We start from the raw sequence: 24181 nt of genomic DNA, 5'->3' as shown, positions 1-24181 counted from the left end.
GTGACGCGTAAGCGGTGCGGCGCAGAGCCGGGGCACGAGAGCGGAGCTTTGGCGCGCACCTGCCTCAACACCGTCATTGCGAGCGCAGCGAAGCAATCCAGAATCTTCCGCGGATGCATTCCTGGATTGCTTCGCTGTGCTCGCAATGACGGAGCAAGTTGCGACACCGCGTCTCTCCAATTCGCGTGACTCGCAGGCACGCTGCCGCATCCTCGCGGCGCATTTCGCCCGAGCTTTGCTTCTCGCTCACCCTCATAATTGAAAGAGGGCGCAGGGAAGACCGGGTGCCGGCCGGGCACCCACGGTCCACTGTGCGAAAGGTGGCAACGAAGAATTTGCACAGCGGCATACAGGTGAAGCCAAACATCCGGCCTTCCCTGCGCAGTGGCTTTACGGCTTATGTCGTGCTCTCCCCGGGGAGCGATGCACTATTGCCCCCGTCGCCTTGCGGATGGCTGACGCGCATCGCCCGGTCGGGCAACCACATCACCGCAAGACTTGGCGCACAGACCCCGGGCGCCAGGACCACACGATTTTGCCGTACGCCGATGACACTGGTCGTATGCGCGAGGTCTTTGCTCACGGCTCTCCGCCCTGCAAACCCTTTCGCGCCAACGCCATCAGCGTCCACCGCCCCCCGGCCCGCGTTCGTGACGATCGCGATACGCCCCTCTTCCTTGGGCCGGGTTGCGCGAGACATACGCGATTTCCGAATTTCGGTAAAGCGGAATATTTAGGGCCGCGTGCGTTGACCTAGCGCTCGCGTGTTTTGCCCGTCGGGCAACGCAAGGGATGGTGGCCTACCCCGCTAATCCTCGCTGGAGGCCGCCGAGCGGTTGCGCAAATAGGCCTGGGACAGCAGGAAGAACAACGCGCGTTCGCCCTGATATTTGGCGGACGGGCGCGTGCGCTCGAAGCCGTCGGCAAATATCTTGCCGGACTGGTCGCACACCTGCCACCGCCAGCCGAACCGCTTGCGCCTGGTGAGGATCACTTCGAACATGTCGACAAGCCTGGTCCCCTGCTCCATGCCGGTCCTGCAAGGCATGAGCCTGCTCCGGCTTCCCCCGTTGGACGGACGCCAGACATATAGCGCAGCAGGATGGAAAGAGAATAAAATTGATTATCGGAAATACGTACCGTCCACGATCGTAAGCAAGACGCGCTGCTGCTGGAATAAGCCGATGCCGCCGGTGTTTGCTGGCCCCTGCACGTAATGATGACGCTACCAGTGTTCACAACAGAACACAGAGAGGGGTCCGAGGTTACCTGGCAGAAACCCACTGACGGTGACGGTAACAGAAGATGCACATCCGTGCGCGCGATGAGAATCGTCGTGCCGGAGCCTCTCGCCGCCGGCTGCCCTTAGCGCGCGATGACCTCGACTTCGCCGTCGACGCCGTTGACGACGTTGAATCCGCGCTCGTAGACCTTGCCCTCGTTCTTGGCGATGGCGCGGTACTCGCCTTCGGACAGCACGACGCGCGGGAACGCGCCGATCGATTCCTTGATGACGTCGCCGCCGGGGGTCAGCACCGACCAGGCGGTGTTGGCGAGCGCCTCGCCGCCCCTGTCGCTGACCAGCTTGAGCGTGATGACGGCGGCGCGGTGGGTGATGGTGACGTCGGTGAGCTTGCCGGCCTGGACGCGGATGTCCGAGCGCACCACCGAATTGGCATCGCCGTAGTTGGAGACGATGTAATAGGTGCCCTCCGGGATCAGCACGACGTCGCCGGCGGCGACGTTCGGCACCAGGGAAGCGCGCTCGCCGGATTCGAACTGGCTGCCCTTGTAGATCGCGAATGAGATCTGGTTCTGCGGAATGCGGCTGGTGCCGACGCGGCCCTCGATGCGCAGGCCGCCGGCCGGCAGCACGAAGGATTCGCGATTGGTCTCGGACTTCAGGCTGACGGTGCGCACCGCGCTGACGAGGCCGAAGGCGACGTGGACGACATAATTGCCGGGCGGCAGCACGATGTTCGGCGTCCCGCTGCGGTCCTCGCGGATCAGCTTGAAGGTGCCGTTCTCGTCGGGCCGGTCGGCAAACACGCGCCAGACCAGGCCGCTGGTGATCGGGGCCGAGTCCTTGCCGTACTTCGCCGTCAGCGACAGCACGCCCTGTCCGGGCACGGCCGCATTCAGCGGGGCGGCGGGCGGCACGGTCGAGACAGCGGGCGGTGGCATGCTCGGGGTCGCCGGCTGCATCAGGGTCGGCGGCAGGCTTGGCGGTCCCGCGCCCAGCCCGGAGGGCGGCGCCAGGCTGACAGCGTTGCCTGGGTCGGGCACCGAGGCCGGCGGTACCGGCGGCGGACGATCCGAGAAAAGCTGCGCCTGGGCGGCATTTCGGCCGGAAGTAAAGAGGCATGCGGCAAGGACGAGCGCCGGCAGCAGCCTGCTGCTGCGCCGCCATCCGCTGATGCCGTCACCCCCGCGTGTCATGGTCCCTGCTTTTCACCGAAAACGCGGCAAATTCAAGCCTCTGAAACCCCAGGGAATACGGCCCTGGACCTTCGGTGGAACCGGCTTGACGGTTGCGTGATTAGCCCCGTGGCAACCGGCCCTCGCCATATTCCTGCCCCGTGCCCTTTCCAAAGCGGCATAAACCATGCTTCGCGCCTGATATGGCGGAGCGCAAGTGCGATGCCTAGTCTGACGATGCGGGCTGGCCCGGCGTAGGAGAGTTTCGGTGCTGGACAGATTGAAAGGCCGGGGCGCGAACGGCTCGAACGGCGAGAAAGTGGGCGAAAAAGTCGGCGAAAAAGTTGGCCTGGGCAGCATCCGCCGGCCGGTGATCGGCCTTGCCCTCGGCGGCGGCGCGGCGCGCGGCTTTGCCCATATCGGAATCCTGAGGACCCTGATTGCCAATGGAATCGTGCCCGATGTCGTGGTCGGCACGTCAATCGGCGCCGTGGTCGGCGGCCTCCACGCGGCCGGCCGGCTCGATACGTTCGAGGAATGGGGGCGCAGCCTGCAAGGGATGCGCAACATTCTCGGCTATCTCGATATCCGTCTCAACGGCTCCGGCCTGCTCGGTGGCGAGAAGCTCGCGACCCGGCTCGAGGAGGCGATCGGGCAGATCCTGATCGAGGACCTGCCCATCAAGTTCGCGAGCGTCGCGACCGAGGTTCGCACCGGCCACGAGATCTGGCTGACGCGCGGCCGCGTGGTCGATGCCATGCGCGCCTCATACGCCCTGCCCGGCATCTTCGCGCCCGTGCTGATCGGCGACCGCTGGCTGGTCGACGGCGCGCTGGTGAACCCGGTGCCGGTCTCGGCCGCCCGCGCGCTCGGCGCCGAAATCGTCATCGCCGCAAATCTTTCCAGCGACATCTTCACCCATTCCACCACGATCTATTCGCACGGCGCAGTGCCCGCCCCGGTCGTACCGGTGGCCGAGGAGCCGACGGCGAAGCGGCGCTTCCCGCGCCTGTTCTCGCCCGAGAAGACGATGAAGCGCGAGTTCTTCGGCGGTAACGGCCGGCCCGGCATCTCCTCGGTGATGGTGGACGCCTTCAACATCATGCAGGACCGCATCACCCGCGCCCGTCTCGCCGGCGATCCGCCCGACATGCTGATCACGCCGCGGGTCGGTCAGTTCGGCTGGTTCGACTTCCACCGCTCCGAAGACCTGATCGCACATGGCACGCGCGCTGCGGAGCGTGCACTGGAGTCCATCCAGGAGGCGATCCACGTGCTGGCGCCGACGCCCGCGGGCATCGCGCCGAAAGCGGACGAGCCGAAAGCGGGAGACTTGGCCTGATCAGGCAGTCTTGATGTAGTCGCGCAGGGCTTCCTGCTCGCTCTCGTATTCCTGGACGCGGCGCTTGACGATGTCGCCGATCGAGATCAGGCCGACCACCTTGCCGTTGTCGATCACGGGCAGATGACGGAACTTGCCGGTCGTCATCATCTCCATGAGCTCGGCGACGGTGTCGGTCTCCTTGCAGGTCACGACCTTACGGGTCATCACCTCCGAGACCGGCGCCTCCAGCACGCCGGCGCCGCGCTCGCCGAGCACGCGCACAATGTCGCGCTCCGACAGGATGCCCTCGAGCCGGCTCTGGCTCATCACCAGCACCGCGCCGATCTTCTTCTCGCCGAGCAGCTTGATCGCGTCCGCCAGCTTGGCATCGGGCTCGACGCTCATGATCTGGTGGCCCTTGGTGTTCAGAATGGAACGTACCGTCATCGTCGCCTCCCTGAATCCGAGCCGTCCGCCTTTGGCGGTTCGGACTTGTTCGCGAGTCTTCAACTAACAGTTACAGCGCCGGTTTCACGCTCGTGCGCTTTGCGAAGCATCGTCGCTAAGGACGTGTCGCTTCGGAACATTCTTCGCGGGAATGATGGATGAATTCGGGCCGCGTCGCAAGCGCCGCTTCAGATACGGTCTGAAACGTCCCGTGATGACGCATCCGCAGCATCGCTTCGCACGCGCGGCACGGGATCGAACAGCGCGAACAACAACAGGCCGGCGAAGAAGCCGCCGATATGCGCCTGCCAGGCCACGCTCGTGGTTTCCGCATCGACCCCGATCGCGCCCACGCCGAATATGATGTTGATGCCGAACCAGACGGCGAGGAAGCCGACCACCCGCCCGTCGCGGAGCGCGCGGGACAGCGGCAGCGCCGGAACTTTCGCGGCGGTATCGGCATCCGATCGGCTGAACGACAGGAAGCTGCCGCGGACGAAGGCAAAGCGGATTGCGGCTGCCATCGCGCCCGACACCGAGGCCGAGGCGCCGATCATCGGCGCCACCGCATGCTCATGGGTGATGAGATGGGCGAGCGCGCCGGCCGCCGCCGTCACGGCCAGGAAGACGAAGAACCTGACGGTGCCGAAACGCCGCGCCAACGCGCTGCCGAACGGCAAGAGCCACAGCACGTTGAAGCCGAGATGGGTGAGATTGGCGTGCAGCAGCGAATAGGTGACGAAGGTCCAGACCTTCGCCCCCGCCCCGCCCGGGATCTGCAGATTGAGCAGCGAGGAATCGTAGCGCTTTGGGATGAAGCCGAAGACGTCGATGGTCCAGTTCTCGAGCTCGGGCGGTAGCAGCACGTGCAGATGGATCACCGCCAGCAGCAGGATATAGGCGGTCAGCGCCGGAGGCAGCGTCAGGATCGGCTCGCGCGGAGCCTCCACGACGGCCGGCGGGCCCGGCTCAGGACCTTGCGGCGACGAATCTTGCGGGGAATCCAAGGCAGCTTCGCTTTCGGGCGACATCGGGGCGACAGACTTGGAGATAGGCGCCTTTGCCGTCCCTGCGCAAGTGCACAAAAGGAAAAGGCAGGGCCGAAGCCCTGCCTGTCCGTGTCGGTCTTCCGGTGGCCGGAGAGACAAGGCGTATCCCCACCCCTCCCCGCGGCCCGTGACCAAACTGTTTGACGCCCTGTACAGGCCCCGCCGAGAACCTGGAGAAAAGCGGCGAGGCTTGCGACCGCGGTCACCATAGCAGGCGCGCGGCCGGCACGAAGCGCATAGTTAATTTAACGTTAACGACGTAAAGGCCGGCCCAAGAAGCCTGAAAACGCGCCGGCGGCATGGACGCTGCAAATCCCCTCCTGCACAACAACAGAAGGGATCGCGGGTGCACTGAAGCGGGACAAGTCTGTCCCTTCGAGGTTGCACCCCGGGGCGAGCGTTCAGTCATGAAACATCCGTCGAGCCGCGCGTTCTTCGCGTATTGGGACAAGAAGCGCGGCACTGCACGGGCTCCTGACCGGGCCGACATCGACCCGGCCGCGGTCCGCGGCCTGCTCGGCGACATCTTCGTGTTGTCCTGCGAGCCGAACCTCGGCTTCCCGTTCCGCGTCGCCGGCACGCGCGTCTGCGCGCTCGCAGGAACCGACCTCAAGGACCGCAGCTTTGCGGCGCTGTTCACAGAAGCAAGCCGCAGCGAGATCGAGGAGATCACGACGATCGTCGCCGACGAGACGCTGGGCGCGATCGCCGGCGTCACCGCCGCGCGCGAGGACGGCAGCAAGGCGCATCTGGAGCTCCTGCTGCTGCCCTTCAACGCCCGCCCGCATACGCCGGTCAGCGTCACCGGCGTGCTCGCGCCGTTCGACGACGAATGCGGCACGTTGTCCGCCTTCACCCTCACTTCCTGGCGCTACCTGCACCAGCCGGAGAAACTCCTGCCGCGCGCCATCCGCAAATTGCAGATCGCGCGCGGGCTGATGGTGTATGAGGGGCTGCGATAGAGCCCCTGCAGACGTGCGGCGATCCTGCGATGGATCGTCGCGCAGCGTGACCGTTTTTGCCGGATTTGCGTCATTCCTGACGTCGATGCGACCGGATAGCTTCCGCGCCGCGTGAGACGAGCGGGTGACATCATGATGAGCTGGCGCAATCTGGCGTGGACTGCCCTCGGCGGCATGACATTGCTGGCAGGGATCGGCGCGACCTGGCTGCTCCTGCTGCCAGCCGCGCCAGCCTCGGGAACCGCGCCTGCGATTTCCAGAGACGAAACCGAATCGACCCTGGCGGCGCTGAAACCGCCGAAACGCAAGCGACCCTTGATCGCCATCGTCGGCATCAACGACATGAGCGAGACCACCGATTACCTGATGCCCTACGGCATTCTCGCCCGCGCCGACATTGCCGACGTCCTCACCTTGTCGACGCAGCCAGGGCCCGTCACGCTCTATCCCGCCCTCAAGGTGCAGCCGCATGCGACCATCGCCGAGTTCGATGCCGCGCACCCCGATGGCGCCGACTACGTCATCGTGCCGGCGATGAGCCGCGACGACGACGCAACGGTCTTGCACTGGATCAGGAGCCAAGCCGGCAAGGGCGCGATTGTGATCGGCGTGTGCGTCGGTGCCACGGTTGTTGCCAACACCGGGCTGCTCGACGGCAAGCGGGCCACGACGCATTGGTATTCCGTGGGCGATCTGAAGAAGCATTCGACGATCCGCTACGCGGCGGACCGCAGGCTGGTCGTCGACCAGGGCGTCGCGACGACCACTGGCATCACCGCATCCATGCCGATGGCCCTCACCTTGATCGAGGCGATCGCCGGCCGCGCCAAGGCCGAGGCGGTCGCCGGCGACATCGGCCTTGCGCGATGGGACGCACGCCACCGCAGCGACGCGTTCAGCTTCACACGCCCCTTCGCGCTGACGGCGATCGCAAACACGCTCGCATTCTGGAAGCGCGAGCAACTCGGCATCGCGTTGACGCCTGATGTCGACGAGGTCTCGCTCGCCCTGATCGCCGATGCGTGGTCGCGCACCTACCGCTCGCGCGCCCTCACCTTCGCCGCCACGGCAGAGGCGCGGACCAGCCGCAGCGGTCTTCGCATCCTGCCGGACCGCATTGCCGGGAGCTGGCCGGCGGAGCAGGCTGTGCCGGATTCCGGCGCCTCGCCGCCGGCGCGGGCGCTGGACGAAACGCTGCGCGCGATCGAGACGCGCTATGGAGCACGCACGGCCGACTTCGTGGCGATGCAGCTGGAATATCCGCGATAACGACCGCCAGGATCTTTCCCGCTGCGCGCAGCGCCGCGGCGGAATAGATTGTAAGGACACCACGGAACGACGGATCGACATGAGCAAGCCGCATTGGCGTCCCGCGCGCGCCTCCGACCTTCCTGCGATAAGCGCGATTGCGGCACGCATCCATCCGGCGTTGCCCGAACGCGAAGAGGTGCTGGCGGAGAAGATCAGGCTTTGCCCGGAGGGCTGCGGCGTGCTCGATACGGACCAGGGCATCATCGGCTACGGACTGGCACATCCCTGGATGCGGTACCGAATTCCGCCGCTCGACGGCTTTCTGCAAGCATTGCCCGATCGCGCCGACTGTCTCTACATCCACGACGTCGCCGTATTGCCGGAGTTCCGCGGCGGCGGCGTGCGCGCTTATGTCGGTGATATCGAGAAGCTGGCGCGTGCATCACGCATCAGAACGCTCGCGCTGGTCTCGGTCTACGGCACGCCGCCGTTATGGGAACGCGTCGGCTTTCGGACCGTGACGGCGGACGCCGAGTTGCACGCAAAGCTCGCATCCTACGGCGACGGCGCGACCTACATGCTGCGCGACCTCGCCGCGACGTAATGCCCGTCCCCGGGCAAATTGATCGGATTGCTTCGCAGGACGCCGTCAGGCTGCTTCTTCACGCCGCCCCCGCGCGGAACGACTGCCTACCCCCGGACTTCCCGTTTCGTAGACCCAGGCCTCCTTGGCAAACCACTCGTGCGTTGCCGCACACATCTCGCAATAGGTGCGAGAGAAGAACACTGCACTGCACCGAAATCGTTCGCGGTCCATCTCGATGCCGGTCGAAATGGCTCGGCCCGTTTCCGGGCACTTGATCATCACCATACCCATCTGATTTCCTCCAGCTCGGCATCCCTTCACGGAAGGGCGTCGCCGCCATCAGCCGGACGGCGTCTCTTCTGGCGAAGACGCTCGTCCGCCGATTCACGCGGCCGATAGCCTCGATTCAAGCTGCCCTGTGCAGAACCCGGTTGAAGCTCTTCTTGATCGGCTCGGCCGTCTCGGTCGCAACCTTCTGAGCAAGGTCCCAAAGCTCCCGGTTATGCCCGGAAGCCATTTCAAAGGTCCTGCGGCTGTGGGTGGTGGAGAGGTTCACGACATCCGCAAACGACCTCGCATCGGCCAGTTGGGACAGGAATTCCAGGGTGGAGCTGGTATTGATTTTCGATATTTCGATGACCTTGGTGCCGTAGTCGGCGGCACGCGTGGCATTGGTCGCACAGACTTCGCGGAAAGCGTCGGTGATCTCCTCGGAAGCCGCCTTCATCTGCTCGAGATTTGCCTTGGCCCGCGCGGCGCCCTGCTCGGCAAGATCACCGAAGATCTCCTGGATATTGAAAAACGGCACGTCGAACTTGAGCCTTGCACCACCATTCCCACCCGCGGGAGTGGCATTCGTCTCGGCTTTCACATTGGCATCATGCATCGTCATTCCATCCTTTCACGCGAAACCAGATGTTGGATTGAAGACTCTCAGAAGCTCCCGGGTGCGGGCCGCACCGGGAAACCAGTGCCCCTACTCTCAAAATGGAGGGATGCTGCTGATGAGCTGCTCTCGCCCCCCTGCCGATGCCAACTATGACCAACCAGGATCGGACCTTCAGTTCGCTTTCAGACTCTCGACTTGATTAAATTCGATTCAAGCGACGCCTCGCCGCAGGCGCCGCTCTTGCCGCTTTGAGTTTGCCGAAAAGGATTCTGCCAACTCGAGAAGGCGCGGGCTCGCAGGCGCGTCCGGATGGCACCATGTTACTGATTGATTGCGCCATAGCGCACCGCGCGAGCCTTCGGCGGCGTTAGTCTGGCCGGGGCCGGAAAGCGGCAGATCAGCCCCGACGCTTCTTCTTCGCGTTTTTCTCGGGCGCGCCCCTCGCAGGCCACGGCGTGACCGAAGGCTCTGCATGGCCGGGCTTGTTCTTGTGCTTCTTTTTCTTTGCGAAAGAACGCGCATCACCGAATTTCGACGCGCGCTCGCCCTGAGGCTTGCTGCGCGACTTGAATCCACTCGCCTCGCGCGGGCGATTCTCGCGCCGTTCATGATGAGCGCCGGCCTCGCGCTGCGGCGCGCGGGGGCGCTCCTGAGGAGCGTCTTGCCGGTGAGGCGCATCCGTCATCGGCTCGATCCGGATGCTGTCTTCCTTGTCGGGACGCTTGATCTTCGCCGCAAAGGATTCGGCGACCCGCTGGGAGATCTCGAACTCGGTGGTGGTCTCCATGATCCTGATGGCGCCGATGTCGCGCTTGTCGATGCCGCCGCGGCGACAGATCATCGGCAGCAGCCAGCGCGCTTCCGCGTTCTTGCGGCGCCCGATGGCGGCGCGGAACCAGACGCTGCCATCCGCCATGGCGTGCTTCGAGGATTTCCCAGCCTTCGACCGCGGCTTGGCGCGGTCCTCGCCCTGTTCGGACCTATCACGCCCGCGTTCCGGCCTGCCGCTTCGCTCGCCGGGATCGATGATGTCCTCTGGCGACGGCAGGCGCGCGCGATAAAGCCGCGCGAGCGCGGCGGCGATGTCCTCGGCCGAGCGCTCGGCCAATAGCGATTGCGCCAAAGCCAGATCGTCGGGACCAGTCTCCTCCGTGAACAGCACGTCCTTCATGCGCGCATGATCGAGCTTGCGGATGTCTTCCGCCTGCGGCGCCGTGCCCCAGACCGCGTCGACCCCTGCGAGATCGAGCAGCAGCTCGGCGCGCCGCCGCCGCGCGGGCGGCACCAGCAGGACGCTCGTCCCCTTCCGGCCCGCGCGCCCGGTGCGGCCCGAGCGATGCTGCAGGACCTCGGCGTCGTTGGGCAAATCGGCATGAATGACGAGGTCGAGGCTCGGCAGGTCGATGCCGCGGGCGGCAACGTCGGTCGCGACGCAGACGCGGGCGCGGCCGTCGCGTAGCGACTGCAGCGCCAGGGTGCGTTCGTTCTGCGTCAATTCACCCGACAGCGCGACCACAGAGAAGCCGCGCTCCAGGAGCGCGGCTTGCAAATGCCTGACGGCATCGCGCGTGCTGCAGAACACCAGCGCGCTCGGCGCCTCGTAGAAGCGCAGCACGTTGACGACGGCATGCTCGACGTCGGCGGGCGCGATGCGGATCGCGCGGTATTCGATATCGGCGTGGCCGCCCTCGTCGCCGGCGACCTCGATCCGGAAGGCGTCGCGCTGATATTGCCGCGCCAGCGCGACGATGCCACGGGGAAACGTCGCCGAGAACAACAGGGTGCGGCGCGTCTGCGGCGTGGTCTCGAGGATGAATTCCATGTCCTCGCGAAAGCCGAGATTGAGCATCTCGTCGGCTTCGTCGAGCACAACCGCGGCGAGCTCGGAAATGTCGAGACGGCCGCGCCGCAGATGATCGCACAGACGCCCGGGGGTGCCGACGACGATATGCGCGCCGGCGGCGAGCTCGCGCTGCTCGCGCCGCGGATCCATGCCGCCAACGCAAGAGACGACACGCCCGCCGGCATGCCCATAGAGCCAGGCCAGCTCGCGCTGAACCTGGAGCGCGAGTTCGCGGGTCGGCGCCACGATCAAGGCGAGCGGCGCGGCCGCTGGTGCGAACTGCTCGGCGTCATCGAGGATGTTCTTTGCGATGGCCAAGCCGTAAGCGACGGTCTTGCCGGAACCGGTCTGGGCCGAGACCAGGAGGTCGCGGCTGGTGGCTTCATGGGCGAGCACCGCGAGCTGGACGGGCGTCAGTGAATCATAGTTCCGCTCGGCCAAAGCGCGGGCGAGCGGCGGGGTCAGGGCCGGAAGAGACACGAGATGGGAAACCTTGTTTGATTCAGGCGCGCAAACGGTGAACCGGCGCCCCGAGCTGCGTGCGCGGCAAACGGCCCGACCGCACGCTGATTTGATCTGGGCGCTCTTTACGCCAAGCGCCCGGAAATCACCATAGCCGTGATGCATGGCTTGACGGCGAGCCGCGCCTGAAGCTTGCAGCGGATTTTTGCGGCCAGCTCGATTAACCTTGGCGCGGCGGGATCGGCCTATAGCCGAGCCACGCTCACGTCTGGCGATATGGGGAATAAAGATGCGATTGGCGGTCATTTCCGACATCCACGGCAATCTCGCCGCGCTGGAGGCGGTGCTGGCGGATATCAAGACGCGGGGCGTCGATCGGATAGTCAACCTCGGCGACTGCGTCACCAGCCCGTTGTGGCCGAGGGAAACGTTCGAATTCCTCCAATCGCTGTCGTTGCCGACCGTGCGCGGAAATCATGATCGCTGGATCGAGGAGTTTCCGGACGACAAGCTCTCGCCGGCAGGTCTGTTTGCGCGAAACGCACTGACTGCAGAGCAGCGTCGTGCACTTCACAACCTGCCCTCCCAGCTGCGACTGGACGACGGCATCCTGGCCTGCCATGGCACGCCCGAGAGCGATACGGCGTGCCTGCTGGAGGACGCACTCGACGACGGCCGCTTCGTGCCGGCACGCCGCGACGTGCTGGAAGCACGCCTTGCGAGCGAGCCGGCGGCGCGCGTGGTGCTGTGTGGCCATAGCCACCGCCCGGCCGTCGTTCACGGGCCGCGCGAATGTCTGGTCCTCAATCCCGGCAGCGTCGGATGCCCTGTTTTCGCTGACATTCCCTTTGCCGCGAAACTGGAACACCGCTCGCCTCACGCCCGCTACGCGATCCTCACCAAGGGCAAAAGGGGCTGGCAGGTCGAGCTGCTGGCCCTCGAATACGACTGGGAGGCCGCCTCGGCGCGCGCGCTCGCCAACAACCGTCCGGACTGGGCGCACGCCATGTTGTCGGGATACGTCAAATAGAATTTCTCAGATCTCGGCGTACACCTCCAGCAGATTCCCGTCGGGATCGCGGAAGAACAGCGTGCGATGGCCGAAGGGCTGGTTGGTCGGCGGTGACAGCAGCGCCACGCCTTGCCGCACGAGTTCATCGGCGCACGCGTCGACCTCTGCAGCAGAGACCTTGAAGGCCAGCTGCAGCGAGGCGCTGCCCGCTGGCGTCGGTGCATCGCTGGCGGTGCGGCTCGGCCTTGCCAGCACCAACGTGTTGCTGCCGAGGCCGTACTCGATCCAATTCGGCGACAGCTCGCGCGAGAGTGGAAAGGCGAGGACGTCCTCGTAGAAGCGCCGCATCGCTGTCAGGTCGCGCACGAAGATGACGGTGTAGTCGATCGCGCGGATGGCGTTGAAGGGGGAGCTCCGGTTTGGGTCGGCCGTCTCTTCGTTTTTCATTTGGTCGCTCATCTCGGCTACGTTCTTACTCCACCAGCTCCGGCCACGGCACGATCGTCGACTTCACCGTCTTCATCGCCATTGCGTCCTGCACGGCCTGCGCGACGCCCGCTTCCGTGAACGGGTAGATCGTCTGCATTTTCAGCCACGGGTATTTGTCACGGGTGCGGTAGAGCATGTCGACGCCGAGCGGGAGGTCATTGCCGGTGAAGCCCCAGGATCCCAGCACGTTGAGGTCCTTGGTGCAGATGCGGTGCCAGGAGGTGTCGATCGAGCCGGCGTCGGTGAACTGGCCCATCTCGACATAGGTGCCGCCGTCGCGCAGCATCTCGATGCCCTCGGGGCCGGCGGTTGGATGACCCGAGCAGTCCATCACGAGATCGGCGCCGAAGCCGCCGACGATCTCGCGGACGCGCGCAATGCGATCCTGCGGTGATTTCAGCTCCTCGATGTTCACGGTCGTCTCGGCGCCGAACTCACGCGCCAGCTTGAGCCGCGGCTCCTCCGGCGCGCCGACGCAGATGATGCGCCCCGCCCCCATCTCCCTGGCGGCCGCGACCGCCAGAATGCCGATCGGGCCGGAGCCCTGGATCACCACGGTGTCGCCCCAACTGAATCCGCCGGCGCGGGTCGCACGATTGAAGGCCCGAATGCAGGAGGTCAGCGGCTCCGACAGCGCACCCAGGCGCAACGACATGTCGTCCGGCAGCTTGTAGATCTTGGTGCCCGGCAGCATGTCGAGATCGACATAGACATATTCGGCCCAGCCGCCCCACAAATGCGGCGCCTTGTCGAAGCCGAGATAGCGGCCGTAATAGACCGGCGTCAGGCATTTGTTCGCGGTTTGCGGATAGTGGATGCAATAGTAGCAGCGGCCGCACGGCATCAAGGGCGGGATCATCACTTTCGATCCAACTTTGAGCGGCTTGCTCATGAAATCTTCGGTGAACTCGTCGCCGCATTCGACGATGACGCCGCCGAGCTCGTGTCCCAGCGTGAACGGCCAGGGCAGCGGCTTCGGCCAGTGCCCCTTGAGGATATGGAGATCGGTGCCGCAAACCCCGCAGGCGCCGACCTTGATCAGCGCAGCCTTGCGGCCGACCTTCGGCCACGGCACGGTGCGGATCACGGGCTCCGAGCCGGGACCTGCGTGGGTGCAGACGCGGATTTGTTGCATGGCTGTTTCCTCGCTGCCCGCTTGTTGTGTTTTGATCGTGCGGGCCTGCGATCAACCTATGACAGCCCTGCGACATTGGAAATACCAACGCGGCGCGTTGACACGCCGCAGTTGTGTGAGCAGGCTGCGTGTGCCGGAGCGATGCCTGCTTCGGACCTGCGCGGCTCCTCGCGCCGCGGTCAGCCGGGATCATCAGATGGATTTGCGACCGGGTTCGGAACGAATTTTTGTCGCCTCTGACACCGATCCGGTAGACGGATATGTGCAATGGGCGCCGCAGAAGTCGCTGTGGCTCGCGGGCATGACGACGGCCGCCATCGCGCTCGCGCCGCTCTGCTTCTCCTGGTCGGCATTCGCACTCTTCCTCGCAGCGAGCGCCGTCACGCTCTGCGCAGGGCACTCCGTCGGCATGCACCGCAAGCTGATCCATGCGAGCTACGACTGCCCACTCTGGCTGGAACATCTCTTCGTCTATCTCGGCACGCTCGTCGGCATGGCCGGGCCGTTCGGCATGATCCGCCTGCACGATTTCCGCGACTGGGCGCAGCGCCAGCCCGCGTGCCATGAATATTCCCGCCACGGCGCCGGCTTCTGGCGCGATGCCTGGTGGCAATTGCATTGCCGGCTGGTGCTGCGCCATCCGCCAAGATTCCGGCTCGAGCCGCCGCTTGCCAGTGACCGGTTCTATGCCTTCATCGAACGCACATGGATGTTGCAGCAATTGCCCTGGGCCCTCCTCTTCTTTGCAATCGGCGGGCTGGACTGGCTGGTCTGGGGCATTTGCGTGCGCGTCAGCGTCTGCGTCACCGGCCACTGGCTGGTCGGCCACTTCTCCCACACAAGCGGCGATCAGATCTGGAGCGTCGATGGCGTCGCGGCCCAAGGCTACATGTCCGCCTCGCCGCGCTGATCAGCATGGGCGAGAACTGGCACAACAACCATCACGCCTATCCGGGCTCGGCGAAGCTCGGACTTTTGCCGGGACAGGTCGATCCCGGCTGGTGGCTGATCCGATCACTCGAAGCGATCGGGTTGGTCTGGAATGTCAGGACGCCGCACAACTACCGGAGCGGCCCGGCTTGCGGCGATTGACCGACGCGAAACGGGACGATGGGGTCCCCGATGCTGCATGATGATCGCGATGGTGACGTCGATGCACTACAGGCGCCGTCATTGCGAGGAGCTCTTGCGACGAAGCAATCCAGAATCCCTCAACAGGGCAGTCTGGATTGCGTCGCTGCTCCGGCTCGACGAGAGCGGGCCGGAGCTCGCAAGGCTTGCACCTGAGATCACGGAGCCTCGTGGCAAGAGTGCATGGCTGCTGTTCCAGCACGCCCAATTGTCTTGAGCGCCGGCCGGCGAGCGTGTAACTCGCCACGAGTCTCACCTCAGGTCATCCCGTGAATCCCCTTCCCCAAAATCCCGTGGCCGCGTCCGGATCGTTCGCGGCGATGAGGTCCGTGCCCTACCGTCTCCAGTTCGCCTCTTACGTGCTGGCGATGATGGCGGACAACATCGAGCATGTGATCAGCTATTGGGTGGTGTTCCAGAAATTCCATTCGCCGACGCTGGGCGGGTTTGCCGTGCTGTCGCACTGGCTGCCGTTCCTGCTGTTCTCCGTCGCGGTCGGCGGCCTCGCCGACCGGTTCGATCCGCGCCGCATCATCCAGTGCGGCATGCTGCTGTTCATCGTCGCCTCCGCCGGTTGGGGCTTCTTCTTCCTGACCGATACGATCCAGATGTGGCACGCGATGCTGCTTCTGGTGATCCATGGCTGCGCCGGCGTGCTCTGGCAGACGCCGAACCAGCTCTTGCTCTACGACCTGGTCGGCCCGGCCGACCTGCCGAGCGCGGTGCGGCTGAACGCGATGGCGCGCTATCTCGGCATCCTGGTCGGACCTGCGGTGGGCGGGCTCATCATGCTGACGCTCGGTCCCTCGCACGGCATCATCTTCAACACGCTGTTCTATCTGCCGATGCTGCTGTGGCTGTTCTGGGCCCCGATCAGGGATAAGAGCGTGGCGGCAAGGCGTTTTGCCGTGCGCGGCCTTGCCGACATCGTGCTCACCATCCGCGCGATCGGCACCCAGCCCGTGTTGTCGGCGATGACGTGGCTCGCCGGCCTCACCTCCTTCATGATCGGCAACGCCTATCACGCCCAGATGCCGGGCTATGCCGGCGATCTCGGCCATGGCGATCCCGGCGTCTCCTACAGCGTGCTGCTCGCCGCGGACGCGGCCGGCGCAGTGCTGGCCGGCATCGCGCTGGAATCCTGGGGACGGCTGAAGGGCACCCCGCGCACCGCGATCACGCTGGCAATGCTGTGGAGCGTGGCGCTGCTCGGCTTCGCGCTGGTGCCGGTCTATCCGGTCGCGATCGCGCTATTGTTCTTCGCGGGCTTCTTCGAGCTCTCGTTCAACACCATGGCGCAGGCGCTGGTGCAGCTGAACGCGCCGCACGACATCCGCGGCCGCGTCGTCGGCCTCTACAACATGGCCGGCCTCGGCATGCGGGCCTTCAGCGGCATCACGGTCGGAGTAGCAGGCGCGGCGATCGGCATTCACTGGTCGCTTGGATTGTCAGCCGCCGTGCTGCTGGCGCTGCTGTGCCTGCTTTATGGGCGCGCCGCGAGGAAGCCGAGCCCCGCCTGAAGGTGTGGCTTTTCGAGCGCATCGTGTCTGTCCGTGTCCAGCGCGCCCGATCCTAACGCGGCATTAACCCTGTGCACCTTAGGGTCGCAAGGACTCCGCCCGGGCGGGGGGTCGGGTGTTGGAAATGGCGTTGGCGAACAAAAAATTTCTTCCGGCCGCCGAGGAGCGCAGGCGCTTCCAGCGGGTGAAGGTGCACCTGCTCGGCCGCTACATGCTGCCGGACCGCCGGGAATTCCCCTGCCAGGTGATCAACATGTCGCCGGGCGGCCTCGCCTTGCTCGCCCCCGGCATCGGCAATGTCGGCGACCGCGTGGTCGCCTATCTCGACCATATCGGCCGCGTCGAGGGCAAGATCACCCGGATCATCGACAACGGCTTCGCCATGACCATCGGTGCGACGCCGCGCAAGCGCGACAAGCTCGCCGCGCAGCTGACCTGGCTCGCCAACCGCGACATCCTCAATCTGCCGGAGGACCGCCGCCACGACCGTATCGTGCCGCGCAACCCGATCGCGGTGCTGACGCTCGAGGACGGCACCAAGATGACCTGCCGCATCATCGACCTCTCGCTGTCGGGCGCGGCGATCGCTGCCGAGAACCGGCCACCGCTAAAATCGACGGTTCTGCTCGGCCGGGTCCAGGGCCGCGTGGTCCGAAACCTCGAGGACGGCTTCGCGCTGGAGTTCATGCACGAGCAGCCGGCAGAGACACTCGAAGAGAGCGTTACCGCGCGGTAAAGCGCAAGGACGCGAAAACCTCCATATTTCCAGGCTCGAAGGCGGCTTCCGCGATGCGGACGCCGCCTTTTTCATGTCCCGCGGCGAATGGCCAGCGGTTAACGGAGGGGCTGCAGATGAGCGCAAACAACGCTCCTCCCAGCGCTTCCGCGTTAATAGATAAAATTTGAATCAATTGCAGTCATATCCAATTTTACGCGAATTCTATTCAAGTATAGATCGAATTCGCCGCGCCTTTTACTTGCATTCGTCTCGACTTGACTTGGTCGACTTAGCGGCAACTCAAAAGCTCCGTGCGAAATGTGGTCCCAACAAGAAACGGGGGCCGCAATGTTTGACTTCAGGGGACGGGGGAAGGGACTGGCGCTGGCCGCCATGCTCTTCGGGATCAGCGCGGCAGCGCAGGCCGGCGAAGGCCGTCTGCTCTACGCGAGCCTCGGCGACACCACGCGTGCGCCGATCGGCTGGGTCGAGTTCTGCGCGGACAATGCTGCCCAGTGCCAGGGCGCACCGCTGCAGCCGCGCGACATCGTGATGTCGCAGGCCGCATGGCGCGACCTCGTCAAGGTCAATCGCTGGGTCAACGAGACCGTCAAGCCTCTGACCGACCAGGAGCACTGGGGCGTGATCGAGAAGTGGTCGCTGCCGTCAGACGGTTACGGCGACTGTGAAGACTACGTGCTGTTGAAGCGCAAGATGCTGATGGATGCCGGCTGGCCGCGCCAGGCCCTGCTCATCACCGTGGTGCGCGACAAGAAAGGCGAAGGCCACGCGGTGCTGACGGTGAAGACCGACAAGGGCGAGTTCATTCTCGACAATCAGAACGAGAACGTCCTCGCCTGGACGGAGACCGGCTACCGCTTCGTCAAGCGCCAGTCGCAGAGCGATCCCAACGTCTGGGTCTCGCTGGGCGATACCAAGCCGGCGGTCTCCACCGCCAGCGCCAAAGATTAGTAGGAACGAGAGACAACAGGTTACGCGACCCGGTCACATCCCCACCCCTCCCCGTCCCAGACCGGTTCGCGCGCGCCCAGCCATCCCCCAATGGCTGGGCGCAACTTTTTGGGAAAGCGCGATCAGCTCTGCTCGCCTTGGCGCGACCAGGGTACGCGTGCGGCGGCAAAATCCCGCCAGCTATCCTGCAAGCCCTGCTGCATGCCGATCGATGCCCGCGCCTGCCAGCCGGCGATCGCGGCCGCCGCAATGGCGCTGTCGCGATCGTCAGCGCCGAGCCCATCGAGCAACGAGGCCGTCACCGCCATGTCATTGAAGACGCCGAGCTCCTCCTGCAAGCCGGCGAGCCGGCGTGCGAATTTTCGTGCGGACTTGCGATCCTCGTACAGCGGCAGCAGGAACTCGCTGAGATAGCGCAGCCGCTTGGTGGCGAGCCGCACGCGGTGCAGCTCGTCGACCGTCAGCGACTTGAAGCGGCGGCCGCGCTTGAGCACCTTCGCGTGCTGTTCCGACAGGACGCGCTGCGCGAAATTGACGGCGGGCTCGGCGAGCCGGCCGAGATCCTCGGGCGCGACGCCGTTGCGCCAGCCGCGCGCCTCGATCCAGCCGCCGAGGCCGATCAGGAAGAGCGCGCAGCGGCGATCATCGAGCGCGTGGCGGGCGCTGCGATAGGCTTCCGCCTGACGCTGAGCCGCGGCCCGCCCAAGCGCATCGAAGCCCGCGACCGACGGACAGGCTCTTGCGATCGCCGGCAAGGTGTCGAGCTGGAACACGTCCCAGTCGCGCGCGGCGGACAGGCCTTGCGCCAGCCATTTGGCCTCCGAACGCAGCGCCTCGAGATTGCTGAGCGCGCCGACCGAACGCATCAGGTCGAGCGCGGATCGCAGCCGGCGCAGCGAGACGCGCAGCTGATGCACGCCTTCCGGATTGCGGCCGTCCTCGGCCGCCGGCAGCGATTGCAGCAGGTGAAGGAAGCAGGTGCGCAGGATGGTCGCGAAGGCTTCGTCGAGCGTCACGGAGGGATCGAGGCGAAGCTTGCGCGGCCGGCGTGCCGACGGCGGCAGGTCCGCGGCAAGGTCGAAGCCGCGCGCAGACTTGCTGCGGATGGACGGCTTCACCGTTCCGTGCTCCGCAAGGCGCAGAGCGATCTCGTAGATCGCGCTCGCGCTGCCGCTCTTCAGCTCCAGCTCGATCTCGCTGACAGGAACCGACCGGTCGCCGGCCGTCAGCTCGCCCTGGTCGCAGGCGACCTCGACCGTGCCGGATGGCAGGTCGATGATGCGCGTGTGACGATGCACATCGGCCGTGAACACCGCTTCGAGCGGCTGCGCTTTGAGTCGCTCGCGAAGCTTCTCCGGAATGAACGGCATCGCCAAAGCGAGATCGGGCGCAAGCGAAGGCACGCTTGCTTCCCATTCGCCGCGACGCAACGGATCGTCCGCAACCTCGGTCTTCACGGTCTGCACGAAACGCGTGCCGCTCTGGCGGACGCGCAAGCTCAGGCCGGCACGACGAAGCGCCCGCTCGGGCGTGTCGTAGTAGACGGACTTGAGACGTTTGCGCGTGCCCTTGTTGCGTGCGTTCGCCGCGATCACGGGCGCTGCGCCGAAATGCGCCATGCGATCGGCACCGACGAGCAGCTTGAGCTCGATTTCGCCAACGGGAGATGCGGGCTGGGTTGGGCTCGGCGCGGGCGTCACGTCCTGCGATGGCGTCTGCTCAATGGCAGTGCGCTCCTCGACCGTCGCGGGTTCCACGCTGACGTCCTCGCGTTGCCCCGGCAAGCCAGTGAGGAGCTGCGTTCTCTTGGTGTTCCCAACAGCAGGATCGGCTTCCGGCGCGCCCGGAGTCTTGCGAGCCGGCGCAGCATCTGACTTTAGCATTTGCGGTAACATGACAGTTCAATGACAGGCGACAGGGATATAGCCTGTACAGCCTGCGAGGAATAGTCACATCAGATCGGCGCGCATCATGATTCACATGTAGCTCGCCAGGTAAAAGCTGCAGCCGCCGGCCCAAGCCCCCTACGACACGCCGAGAGATGCCGCTCATTCTGCCGCTTCAAGATTGGCCGGCTTTTCAGCCTCGCCGAGCGGGGAAACCGCCGGGCCGTTGAGCGCGGTGCCATCGGGTGCAAACTGCGATCCGTGACATGGGCAGTCCCAGCACTGTTCGAGTGAGTTCCAGTGCACGACGCAGCCCAAATGGGTGCAGCTCGCCGAATGCAAATGCAAATGTCCGCTTCGGTCCCGGCACGCCGCGATCTTCTTCAGGCCGCTTCGGAAGAGGCGCCCCTCGCCGGGCCGCAGTTGTTCAGCGCTCGCGATTTCACTTGCGGTGAGATACTCCGCGAAATTCTTGATAGGGGTGATGTTCTCGCTGATGAACTCGCCGATGTTCCTTTGAATCTTCCGCGACGGAGCGTAGACGTCCTCCCAGGCACTTGCGCCGCTGGTGATGAGATCCGCGATCAGCATGCCGGCCACGAGCCCGTTGGTGATCCCCTGCCCGGAGTCGCCGCTGACAACGAATACATGCTCCTCGCCGGGGCTGCGGCCGATGAAGCCGGCGAAATCGACCGGCTCCAGCACCTGACCCGACCACCGATGGGTGACCTCGCGCAAATCCGGCAATCGCTCGCGCGCCCAGCGCTCGAGCGCGTCAAGGCGCTGTGCGCCATCATTCGCCTCACCCGACTTGTGATCTTCGCCGCCGATGATCACGATGTCCTCGTCGGCAGATAACGGGTGGAGGCGGACATAATGATAAGGATCGAGCGTGTCCCAATAGAGCGCATCCTCCACGGCGCCGGCCGCAATCTTCGCGGCGAGTGCATAAGTGCGGTAAGGCGCCTGCTTGGTGTGGATCGCCACCTGAACATTGACGGGCGAGTTGGTCGCAACCACCACGTCGGCGGCGTGAACCTCGTAGCCTGAGGCGGTGGTGACGACCATGCTACCCTGGCGTTGCTGGATGCTCTCGACGCAGGTGTCAGCATAGAGCTGGGCGCCCCGGCGCTGCAGTGCGCTCGCCAGACCGGCGAGATATTTAGTCGGATGCAGGCGCGCCTGGCGCGGAAAGCGCAGCGAACGCGTCTGACCGCTGTCATGGAATGGTGTCCGCTCGATGCAATTTTCGACCGGAATCTGCAGCTTGCGACAGCAGTCCAATTCACTATCCAGCTCGGATGCGGACGTTTCGGATGCCAGTACCCAATAGCCATCGACGCGCTTAAAACCGCAATCGATGTGCTCGGCGCCTTGGATGGCCTCGACGCGATCGATCGCGGCAGCGACGCTCTGATAGTAACGCCGCGCACAGTCAGGGCCGCGGACTCGCACAAACGCATCATAACCATCATCAAGCGCGGTCGCCAGATGCGCCGTGGTGCGCGCCGTCATCCCGCTGCCGATGCGGCCGCGATCGATCACTGCGACCGAACGTCCATGGCAAGCAAGTTCATATGCGACCGAAAGCCCGGCTATTCCGGAGCCGACCACGGCAACGTCCACGCCGACCGTACTCGACAGCACCGGAGCTTCGGCGACAGATACGTCCATCCAGAGGGACCACGTGTGCTCATCCCGTACATTCATGGCGCTACTCCTCGGAAGAGCAAACGATGCAGCAGAATGACGGTTCCTATGTGCGTTATCGAACGAAACGCCGATGAGATGGCCGCATTCATTAGGAACCTTCATCGTGCTCGCGCTTGAACCGGCATGAAAAGTCCATCACCGGGGATGCGCAGGGCGCTGCGCCAGGCGCGATTGTACGGGCACCTGCTCGTCCGCAACGACAGGCTGTATCACCCGGGCGGCAATCATCCGATCTGCTCGATACAGCTTGCACGAGAGATGGTCAGGTCAGGATGGATGACCAAGCACGACGGCGAATACGAGATCACGGCAGAGGGGCAGCTTGCCGCCGAAAGCGAACTCGGTCGCTGAGGAGCCGATGCGGCACCGTCCAATTCCCGGCCGGGAGTCGGGCCTGTTGACTGATCCGGCGATTACATCATTGACTAGCGGCACGGTCCTCACAAAGAGCTGCCATGCCCTCGTTCCGTCCCGTTATCGCGTTGTCGAGAGGCCTCGAGGTCCTGCGCGTCATCAACCAGGAACGGCAATCGACCGTAGGCTCGCTGCATAAGGCGACGGGCCTCAACAAGGCAACAATCGTCCGCATGCTCGAAACGCTGGAGCATGAAGGATATGTGGTGCGGCGCGCCGAGCCGCCCAGCTATGCCCCGACCGGACGGGCGCTCCTGCTCAGCGCCGGCTACGACGAACCCAATTGGATCGGCGGTATCGCCGAACCGATGCTCAACAAGTTTCGCCAACAGATTCAGTGGCCCTCGGACGTGGCCGTGCTCGACGAGGAATCCATGGTGATCGCACATACGACCCGGATCGGCGGTTCGCTGCTCTTCTACCGTCCGCCGGGTTTTCGCTTTCCCGTGCTGGGCACCTCGATGGGGCGCGCCTATTTGGCGTTTTGCGAACCGGCCGAGCAGGAGCGCATCGCGGCGCGCCTTGCCCTCAGCCCGGAGCCCTGGAACGACCTCGCCCGCAATCCCGCCAAACTCACCAAGGTGCTGCGCGCGATCCGGAAAGCCGGATTCGCAGTGATGGACGAGAGCTACAGCCGCCGCATCTTCGGCGGCGCCGTCTGGGCGATCGGCGTTCCCGTCGCTGTTCCGAACCGCCTGTTCGCAAGCATGAACGTGATGATGCTGCGCGAGGCCGTCAGCACCGAGGAAGGTCTCAGGCGCTTCGTGCCTCAGATGAAGAAAGTCGCCTCCGCACTGGCCGAGACGCTCAGCGCCAGGCTTGGTGCGGCCGGCCCGTCCGCGGCCGCCAAGAGCTAGCCATTTCACACAATGAAATGTTGTTTCTATTTGACTCTGCTCGTGTGACATCTCTGCCCGGCGGCCAAAGGGCGCCCAAAGACGCAACAAAACGGGAGGGGCAAGTGAGGACATTCGTCGCAATGCTGGGCGCTGCGATTGCAGGCCTGGTGCTGGCCACGGCTGATGGGGCTGCGGCCGAAGCCTGGCCGACCAAAGCAATCAAAATCGTCGTGTCGACGCCCGCCGGCGGCATCACCGATGCGTTCGCCCGCGCCTATGGCGATTACATCTCTCAGAAGCTCGGACAGCCGGTCGTCGTCGAAAACAAGACGGGAGCGAGCGGCGCGCTGGCAGCCCAATCGGTCAAGGATTCGCCGGCGGACGGCCATACGCTGATGTACACGATCTCGTCCACGCTGCTCGGAAACCGACTGCTGCTGAAGTCGCTCGCCTACGATCCGGACAAGGATTTCACGATCGTCGCGATGACGCCATCGGGTCATCTGCCGCTGGTCGTCCATTCCGCTACCGGTGCAAAGTCCATCGAAGATTTCGTCGCCTATGCGCGCCGCAACAAGGTCACGGCCGGGTCGTATGGGATCGGTTCGTTCGCGCACATCGCGATCGCCGAGCTCAATCGCCAATACGGCCTCGACATCTCCATCGTGCATTACCGCGGCGAAGCGCCGATGTGGCAGGACTTGGCGGCCGGCGTCATCCAGGCCGCGACCGGCAGCTACCAAGCCGCGCTTCCGGTCCTTGATACCGGCGTCGGCCGCGCGATCGCTGTTCCGTCACTGGTTCGCATGAAGAAGCTGCCGGACACCAAGACGTTCACCGAGCAGGGGGTCACCGGCAAGGTCTTCCAGCTGACCAGCTTCACGACCCTGGTGGCGCCCGCTGCGACGCCGACCGACCGGATCGAGCTGCTCGCCAAGCTGATGGTCGAAGGCGGCAAGACCGAGCGTGTCCAGAAGCTGCTGGAGGCCTTCGGGGTCGATGCGCCGGCAATGGACCGCGCATCCTCGGTCGCCCTCTACGAAAAAGAAGGGCCGGTCTGGCTGGAGTCGATCAAGAATCTCGGATTGGAGCCACAATAGCGTCCGGACCCGCCGATCCCG

The 24181-nt window shown here is 64.9% G+C and carries 24 protein-coding genes; 13 read left to right on the top strand and 11 right to left on the bottom strand.

Annotated elements, in window-relative coordinates; genetic code table 11:
* Positions 1–808 precede the first annotated feature (808 nt).
* Positions 809–1048, bottom strand: a complete 240-nt coding sequence (locus tag I6F28_RS10240; RefSeq protein ID WP_225115011.1) for a hypothetical protein — start codon at positions 1046–1048, stop codon at positions 809–811.
* 317 nt (positions 1049–1365) lie between these two features.
* Positions 1366–2439 carry an RgsD C-terminal domain-containing protein gene (locus I6F28_RS10235; RefSeq protein WP_036029640.1) on the bottom strand — a complete coding sequence of 358 codons (1074 nt, stop codon included), beginning with the start codon at positions 2437–2439 and terminating at the stop codon, positions 1366–1368.
* Positions 2440–2686: 247 nt separating this feature from the next.
* Between I6F28_RS10235 and I6F28_RS10230 the strand changes: the two genes are divergently transcribed.
* Positions 2687–3760, top strand: a complete 1074-nt coding sequence (locus tag I6F28_RS10230) for a patatin-like phospholipase family protein (protein WP_225139831.1) — start codon at positions 2687–2689, stop codon at positions 3758–3760.
* Here I6F28_RS10230 and I6F28_RS10225 read toward each other — a convergent pair whose 3' ends face one another.
* Positions 3761–4189, bottom strand: coding sequence for a CBS domain-containing protein (locus I6F28_RS10225; RefSeq protein WP_036015240.1), 429 nt, complete (start codon positions 4187–4189; stop codon positions 3761–3763).
* 188 nt (positions 4190–4377) lie between these two features.
* Positions 4378–5196 (bottom strand): rhomboid family intramembrane serine protease, encoded by an 819-nt coding sequence (locus I6F28_RS10220; RefSeq protein ID WP_036015285.1) that lies wholly within the window; start codon positions 5194–5196, stop codon positions 4378–4380.
* 449 nt (positions 5197–5645) lie between these two features.
* Between I6F28_RS10220 and I6F28_RS10215 the strand changes: the two genes are divergently transcribed.
* The 3 genes from I6F28_RS10215 (at position 5646) to I6F28_RS10205 (ending at position 8055) form a co-directional block, all read left to right on the top strand.
* Positions 5646–6200 carry a PAS domain-containing protein gene (locus I6F28_RS10215; protein WP_036029643.1) on the top strand — a complete coding sequence of 185 codons (555 nt, stop codon included), beginning with the start codon at positions 5646–5648 and terminating at the stop codon, positions 6198–6200.
* Between the two features lie 135 nt (positions 6201–6335).
* Entirely contained in the window at positions 6336–7469 is a 1134-nt protein-coding gene (locus I6F28_RS10210) for a DJ-1/PfpI family protein (protein ID WP_036015286.1), read from the top strand.
* A gap of 79 nt (positions 7470–7548) precedes the next feature.
* A complete protein-coding gene (locus I6F28_RS10205; protein ID WP_036015246.1) occupies positions 7549–8055 on the top strand; it encodes a GNAT family N-acetyltransferase in 507 nt (168 codons plus the stop codon).
* 45 nt (positions 8056–8100) lie between these two features.
* Here I6F28_RS10205 and I6F28_RS10200 read toward each other — a convergent pair whose 3' ends face one another.
* The 3 genes from I6F28_RS10200 to I6F28_RS10190 all read right to left on the bottom strand — a co-directional run bounded on the left by I6F28_RS10200 (position 8101) and on the right by I6F28_RS10190 (position 11249).
* Positions 8101–8328 carry a hypothetical protein gene (locus I6F28_RS10200; RefSeq protein ID WP_225115087.1) on the bottom strand — a complete coding sequence of 76 codons (228 nt, stop codon included), beginning with the start codon at positions 8326–8328 and terminating at the stop codon, positions 8101–8103.
* Positions 8329–8443: 115 nt separating this feature from the next.
* Entirely contained in the window at positions 8444–8929 is a 486-nt protein-coding gene (locus I6F28_RS10195; RefSeq protein WP_225124845.1) for a phasin, read from the bottom strand.
* 394 nt (positions 8930–9323) lie between these two features.
* On the bottom strand, positions 9324–11249 hold the full coding sequence (locus I6F28_RS10190; RefSeq protein WP_225139830.1) for a DEAD/DEAH box helicase: 1926 nt from the start codon (positions 11247–11249) through the stop codon (positions 9324–9326).
* 271 nt (positions 11250–11520) lie between these two features.
* Here I6F28_RS10190 and I6F28_RS10185 point away from each other — a divergent pair, with 271 nt between their 5' ends.
* Positions 11521–12261 carry a metallophosphoesterase family protein gene (locus tag I6F28_RS10185; protein ID WP_225139829.1) on the top strand — a complete coding sequence of 247 codons (741 nt, stop codon included), beginning with the start codon at positions 11521–11523 and terminating at the stop codon, positions 12259–12261.
* A gap of 6 nt (positions 12262–12267) precedes the next feature.
* Here the strand turns inward: I6F28_RS10185 and I6F28_RS10180 are convergent, their stop codons facing one another.
* Both I6F28_RS10180 and I6F28_RS10175 read right to left on the bottom strand, forming a co-directional pair.
* Positions 12268–12690, bottom strand: coding sequence for a VOC family protein (locus I6F28_RS10180; protein WP_225139828.1), 423 nt, complete (start codon positions 12688–12690; stop codon positions 12268–12270).
* 25 nt (positions 12691–12715) lie between these two features.
* Positions 12716–13867: a zinc-binding dehydrogenase gene (locus tag I6F28_RS10175; RefSeq protein WP_225139827.1), complete on the bottom strand. Its 1152-nt coding sequence runs from the start codon at positions 13865–13867 to the stop codon at positions 12716–12718.
* Between I6F28_RS10175 and I6F28_RS10170 the strand changes: the two genes are divergently transcribed.
* The 5 genes from I6F28_RS10170 (at position 13866) to I6F28_RS10150 (ending at position 18208) form a co-directional block, all read left to right on the top strand.
* Positions 13866–14777: a fatty acid desaturase family protein gene (locus tag I6F28_RS10170; protein WP_225139826.1), complete on the top strand. Its 912-nt coding sequence runs from the start codon at positions 13866–13868 to the stop codon at positions 14775–14777. The genes I6F28_RS10175 and I6F28_RS10170 overlap by 2 nt on opposite strands.
* A gap of 5 nt (positions 14778–14782) precedes the next feature.
* Positions 14783–14959: a hypothetical protein gene (locus I6F28_RS10165; RefSeq protein ID WP_225139825.1), complete on the top strand. Its 177-nt coding sequence runs from the start codon at positions 14783–14785 to the stop codon at positions 14957–14959.
* A gap of 308 nt (positions 14960–15267) precedes the next feature.
* Positions 15268–16518, top strand: coding sequence for an MFS transporter (locus I6F28_RS10160; protein ID WP_346656735.1), 1251 nt, complete (start codon positions 15268–15270; stop codon positions 16516–16518).
* 124 nt (positions 16519–16642) lie between these two features.
* A complete protein-coding gene (locus tag I6F28_RS10155) occupies positions 16643–17254 on the top strand; it encodes a PilZ domain-containing protein (RefSeq protein ID WP_026312634.1) in 612 nt (203 codons plus the stop codon).
* A gap of 330 nt (positions 17255–17584) precedes the next feature.
* A complete protein-coding gene (locus tag I6F28_RS10150) occupies positions 17585–18208 on the top strand; it encodes a transglutaminase-like cysteine peptidase (protein WP_036029667.1) in 624 nt (207 codons plus the stop codon).
* Between the two features lie 122 nt (positions 18209–18330).
* Here I6F28_RS10150 and I6F28_RS10145 read toward each other — a convergent pair whose 3' ends face one another.
* Positions 18331–20091: a CYTH and CHAD domain-containing protein gene (locus I6F28_RS10145; RefSeq protein WP_225139823.1), complete on the bottom strand. Its 1761-nt coding sequence runs from the start codon at positions 20089–20091 to the stop codon at positions 18331–18333.
* Between the two features lie 165 nt (positions 20092–20256).
* Positions 20257–21804: an FAD-dependent oxidoreductase gene (locus tag I6F28_RS10140; protein ID WP_192893165.1), complete on the bottom strand. Its 1548-nt coding sequence runs from the start codon at positions 21802–21804 to the stop codon at positions 20257–20259.
* A 147-nt stretch (positions 21805–21951) separates the two neighbouring features.
* Between I6F28_RS10140 and I6F28_RS10135 the strand changes: the two genes are divergently transcribed.
* From I6F28_RS10135 to I6F28_RS10125, 3 genes are all read left to right on the top strand, one after another.
* Complete coding sequence (locus tag I6F28_RS10135; RefSeq protein WP_225130870.1) at positions 21952–22158, top strand: hypothetical protein; 207 nt, start codon at positions 21952–21954, stop codon at positions 22156–22158.
* A 104-nt stretch (positions 22159–22262) separates the two neighbouring features.
* Positions 22263–23078, top strand: coding sequence for a helix-turn-helix domain-containing protein (locus tag I6F28_RS10130; RefSeq protein ID WP_225139822.1), 816 nt, complete (start codon positions 22263–22265; stop codon positions 23076–23078).
* 104 nt (positions 23079–23182) lie between these two features.
* Complete coding sequence (locus I6F28_RS10125; protein WP_036029677.1) at positions 23183–24160, top strand: Bug family tripartite tricarboxylate transporter substrate binding protein; 978 nt, start codon at positions 23183–23185, stop codon at positions 24158–24160.
* Positions 24161–24181: the final 21 nt, after the last annotated feature.

It is taken from the genome of Bradyrhizobium sp. NBAIM14 (assembly GCF_020193895.1).
Lineage (GTDB): Bacteria > Pseudomonadota > Alphaproteobacteria > Rhizobiales > Xanthobacteraceae > Bradyrhizobium > Bradyrhizobium yuanmingense.
This window is presented reverse-complemented; position numbering and strand designations above follow the sequence as displayed.

Coding starts and splice junctions, on each gene's coding strand:
- I6F28_RS10240 (WP_225115011.1), bottom strand. CDS start 1,048: ATGCCTTGCAGGACCGGCATGGAGCAGGGGACCAGGCTTGTCGACATG.
- I6F28_RS10225 (WP_036015240.1), bottom strand. CDS start 4,189: ATGACGGTACGTTCCATTCTGAACACCAAGGGCCACCAGATCATGAGC.
- I6F28_RS10215 (WP_036029643.1), top strand. CDS start 5,646: ATGAAACATCCGTCGAGCCGCGCGTTCTTCGCGTATTGGGACAAGAAG.
- I6F28_RS10205 (WP_036015246.1), top strand. CDS start 7,549: ATGAGCAAGCCGCATTGGCGTCCCGCGCGCGCCTCCGACCTTCCTGCG.
- I6F28_RS10170 (WP_225139826.1), top strand. CDS start 13,866: ATGGCTGTTTCCTCGCTGCCCGCTTGTTGTGTTTTGATCGTGCGGGCC.
- I6F28_RS10145 (WP_225139823.1), bottom strand. CDS start 20,091: ATGCTAAAGTCAGATGCTGCGCCGGCTCGCAAGACTCCGGGCGCGCCG.
- I6F28_RS10180 (WP_225139828.1), bottom strand. CDS start 12,690: ATGAAAAACGAAGAGACGGCCGACCCAAACCGGAGCTCCCCCTTCAAC.
- I6F28_RS10175 (WP_225139827.1), bottom strand. CDS start 13,867: ATGCAACAAATCCGCGTCTGCACCCACGCAGGTCCCGGCTCGGAGCCC.
- I6F28_RS10200 (WP_225115087.1), bottom strand. CDS start 8,328: ATGGGTATGGTGATGATCAAGTGCCCGGAAACGGGCCGAGCCATTTCG.
- I6F28_RS10210 (WP_036015286.1), top strand. CDS start 6,336: ATGAGCTGGCGCAATCTGGCGTGGACTGCCCTCGGCGGCATGACATTG.
- I6F28_RS10135 (WP_225130870.1), top strand. CDS start 21,952: ATGCGCAGGGCGCTGCGCCAGGCGCGATTGTACGGGCACCTGCTCGTC.
- I6F28_RS10140 (WP_192893165.1), bottom strand. CDS start 21,804: ATGAATGTACGGGATGAGCACACGTGGTCCCTCTGGATGGACGTATCT.
- I6F28_RS10150 (WP_036029667.1), top strand. CDS start 17,585: ATGTTTGACTTCAGGGGACGGGGGAAGGGACTGGCGCTGGCCGCCATG.
- I6F28_RS10130 (WP_225139822.1), top strand. CDS start 22,263: ATGCCCTCGTTCCGTCCCGTTATCGCGTTGTCGAGAGGCCTCGAGGTC.
- I6F28_RS10195 (WP_225124845.1), bottom strand. CDS start 8,929: ATGACGATGCATGATGCCAATGTGAAAGCCGAGACGAATGCCACTCCC.
- I6F28_RS10165 (WP_225139825.1), top strand. CDS start 14,783: ATGGGCGAGAACTGGCACAACAACCATCACGCCTATCCGGGCTCGGCG.
- I6F28_RS10155 (WP_026312634.1), top strand. CDS start 16,643: ATGGCGTTGGCGAACAAAAAATTTCTTCCGGCCGCCGAGGAGCGCAGG.
- I6F28_RS10185 (WP_225139829.1), top strand. CDS start 11,521: ATGCGATTGGCGGTCATTTCCGACATCCACGGCAATCTCGCCGCGCTG.
- I6F28_RS10235 (WP_036029640.1), bottom strand. CDS start 2,439: ATGACACGCGGGGGTGACGGCATCAGCGGATGGCGGCGCAGCAGCAGG.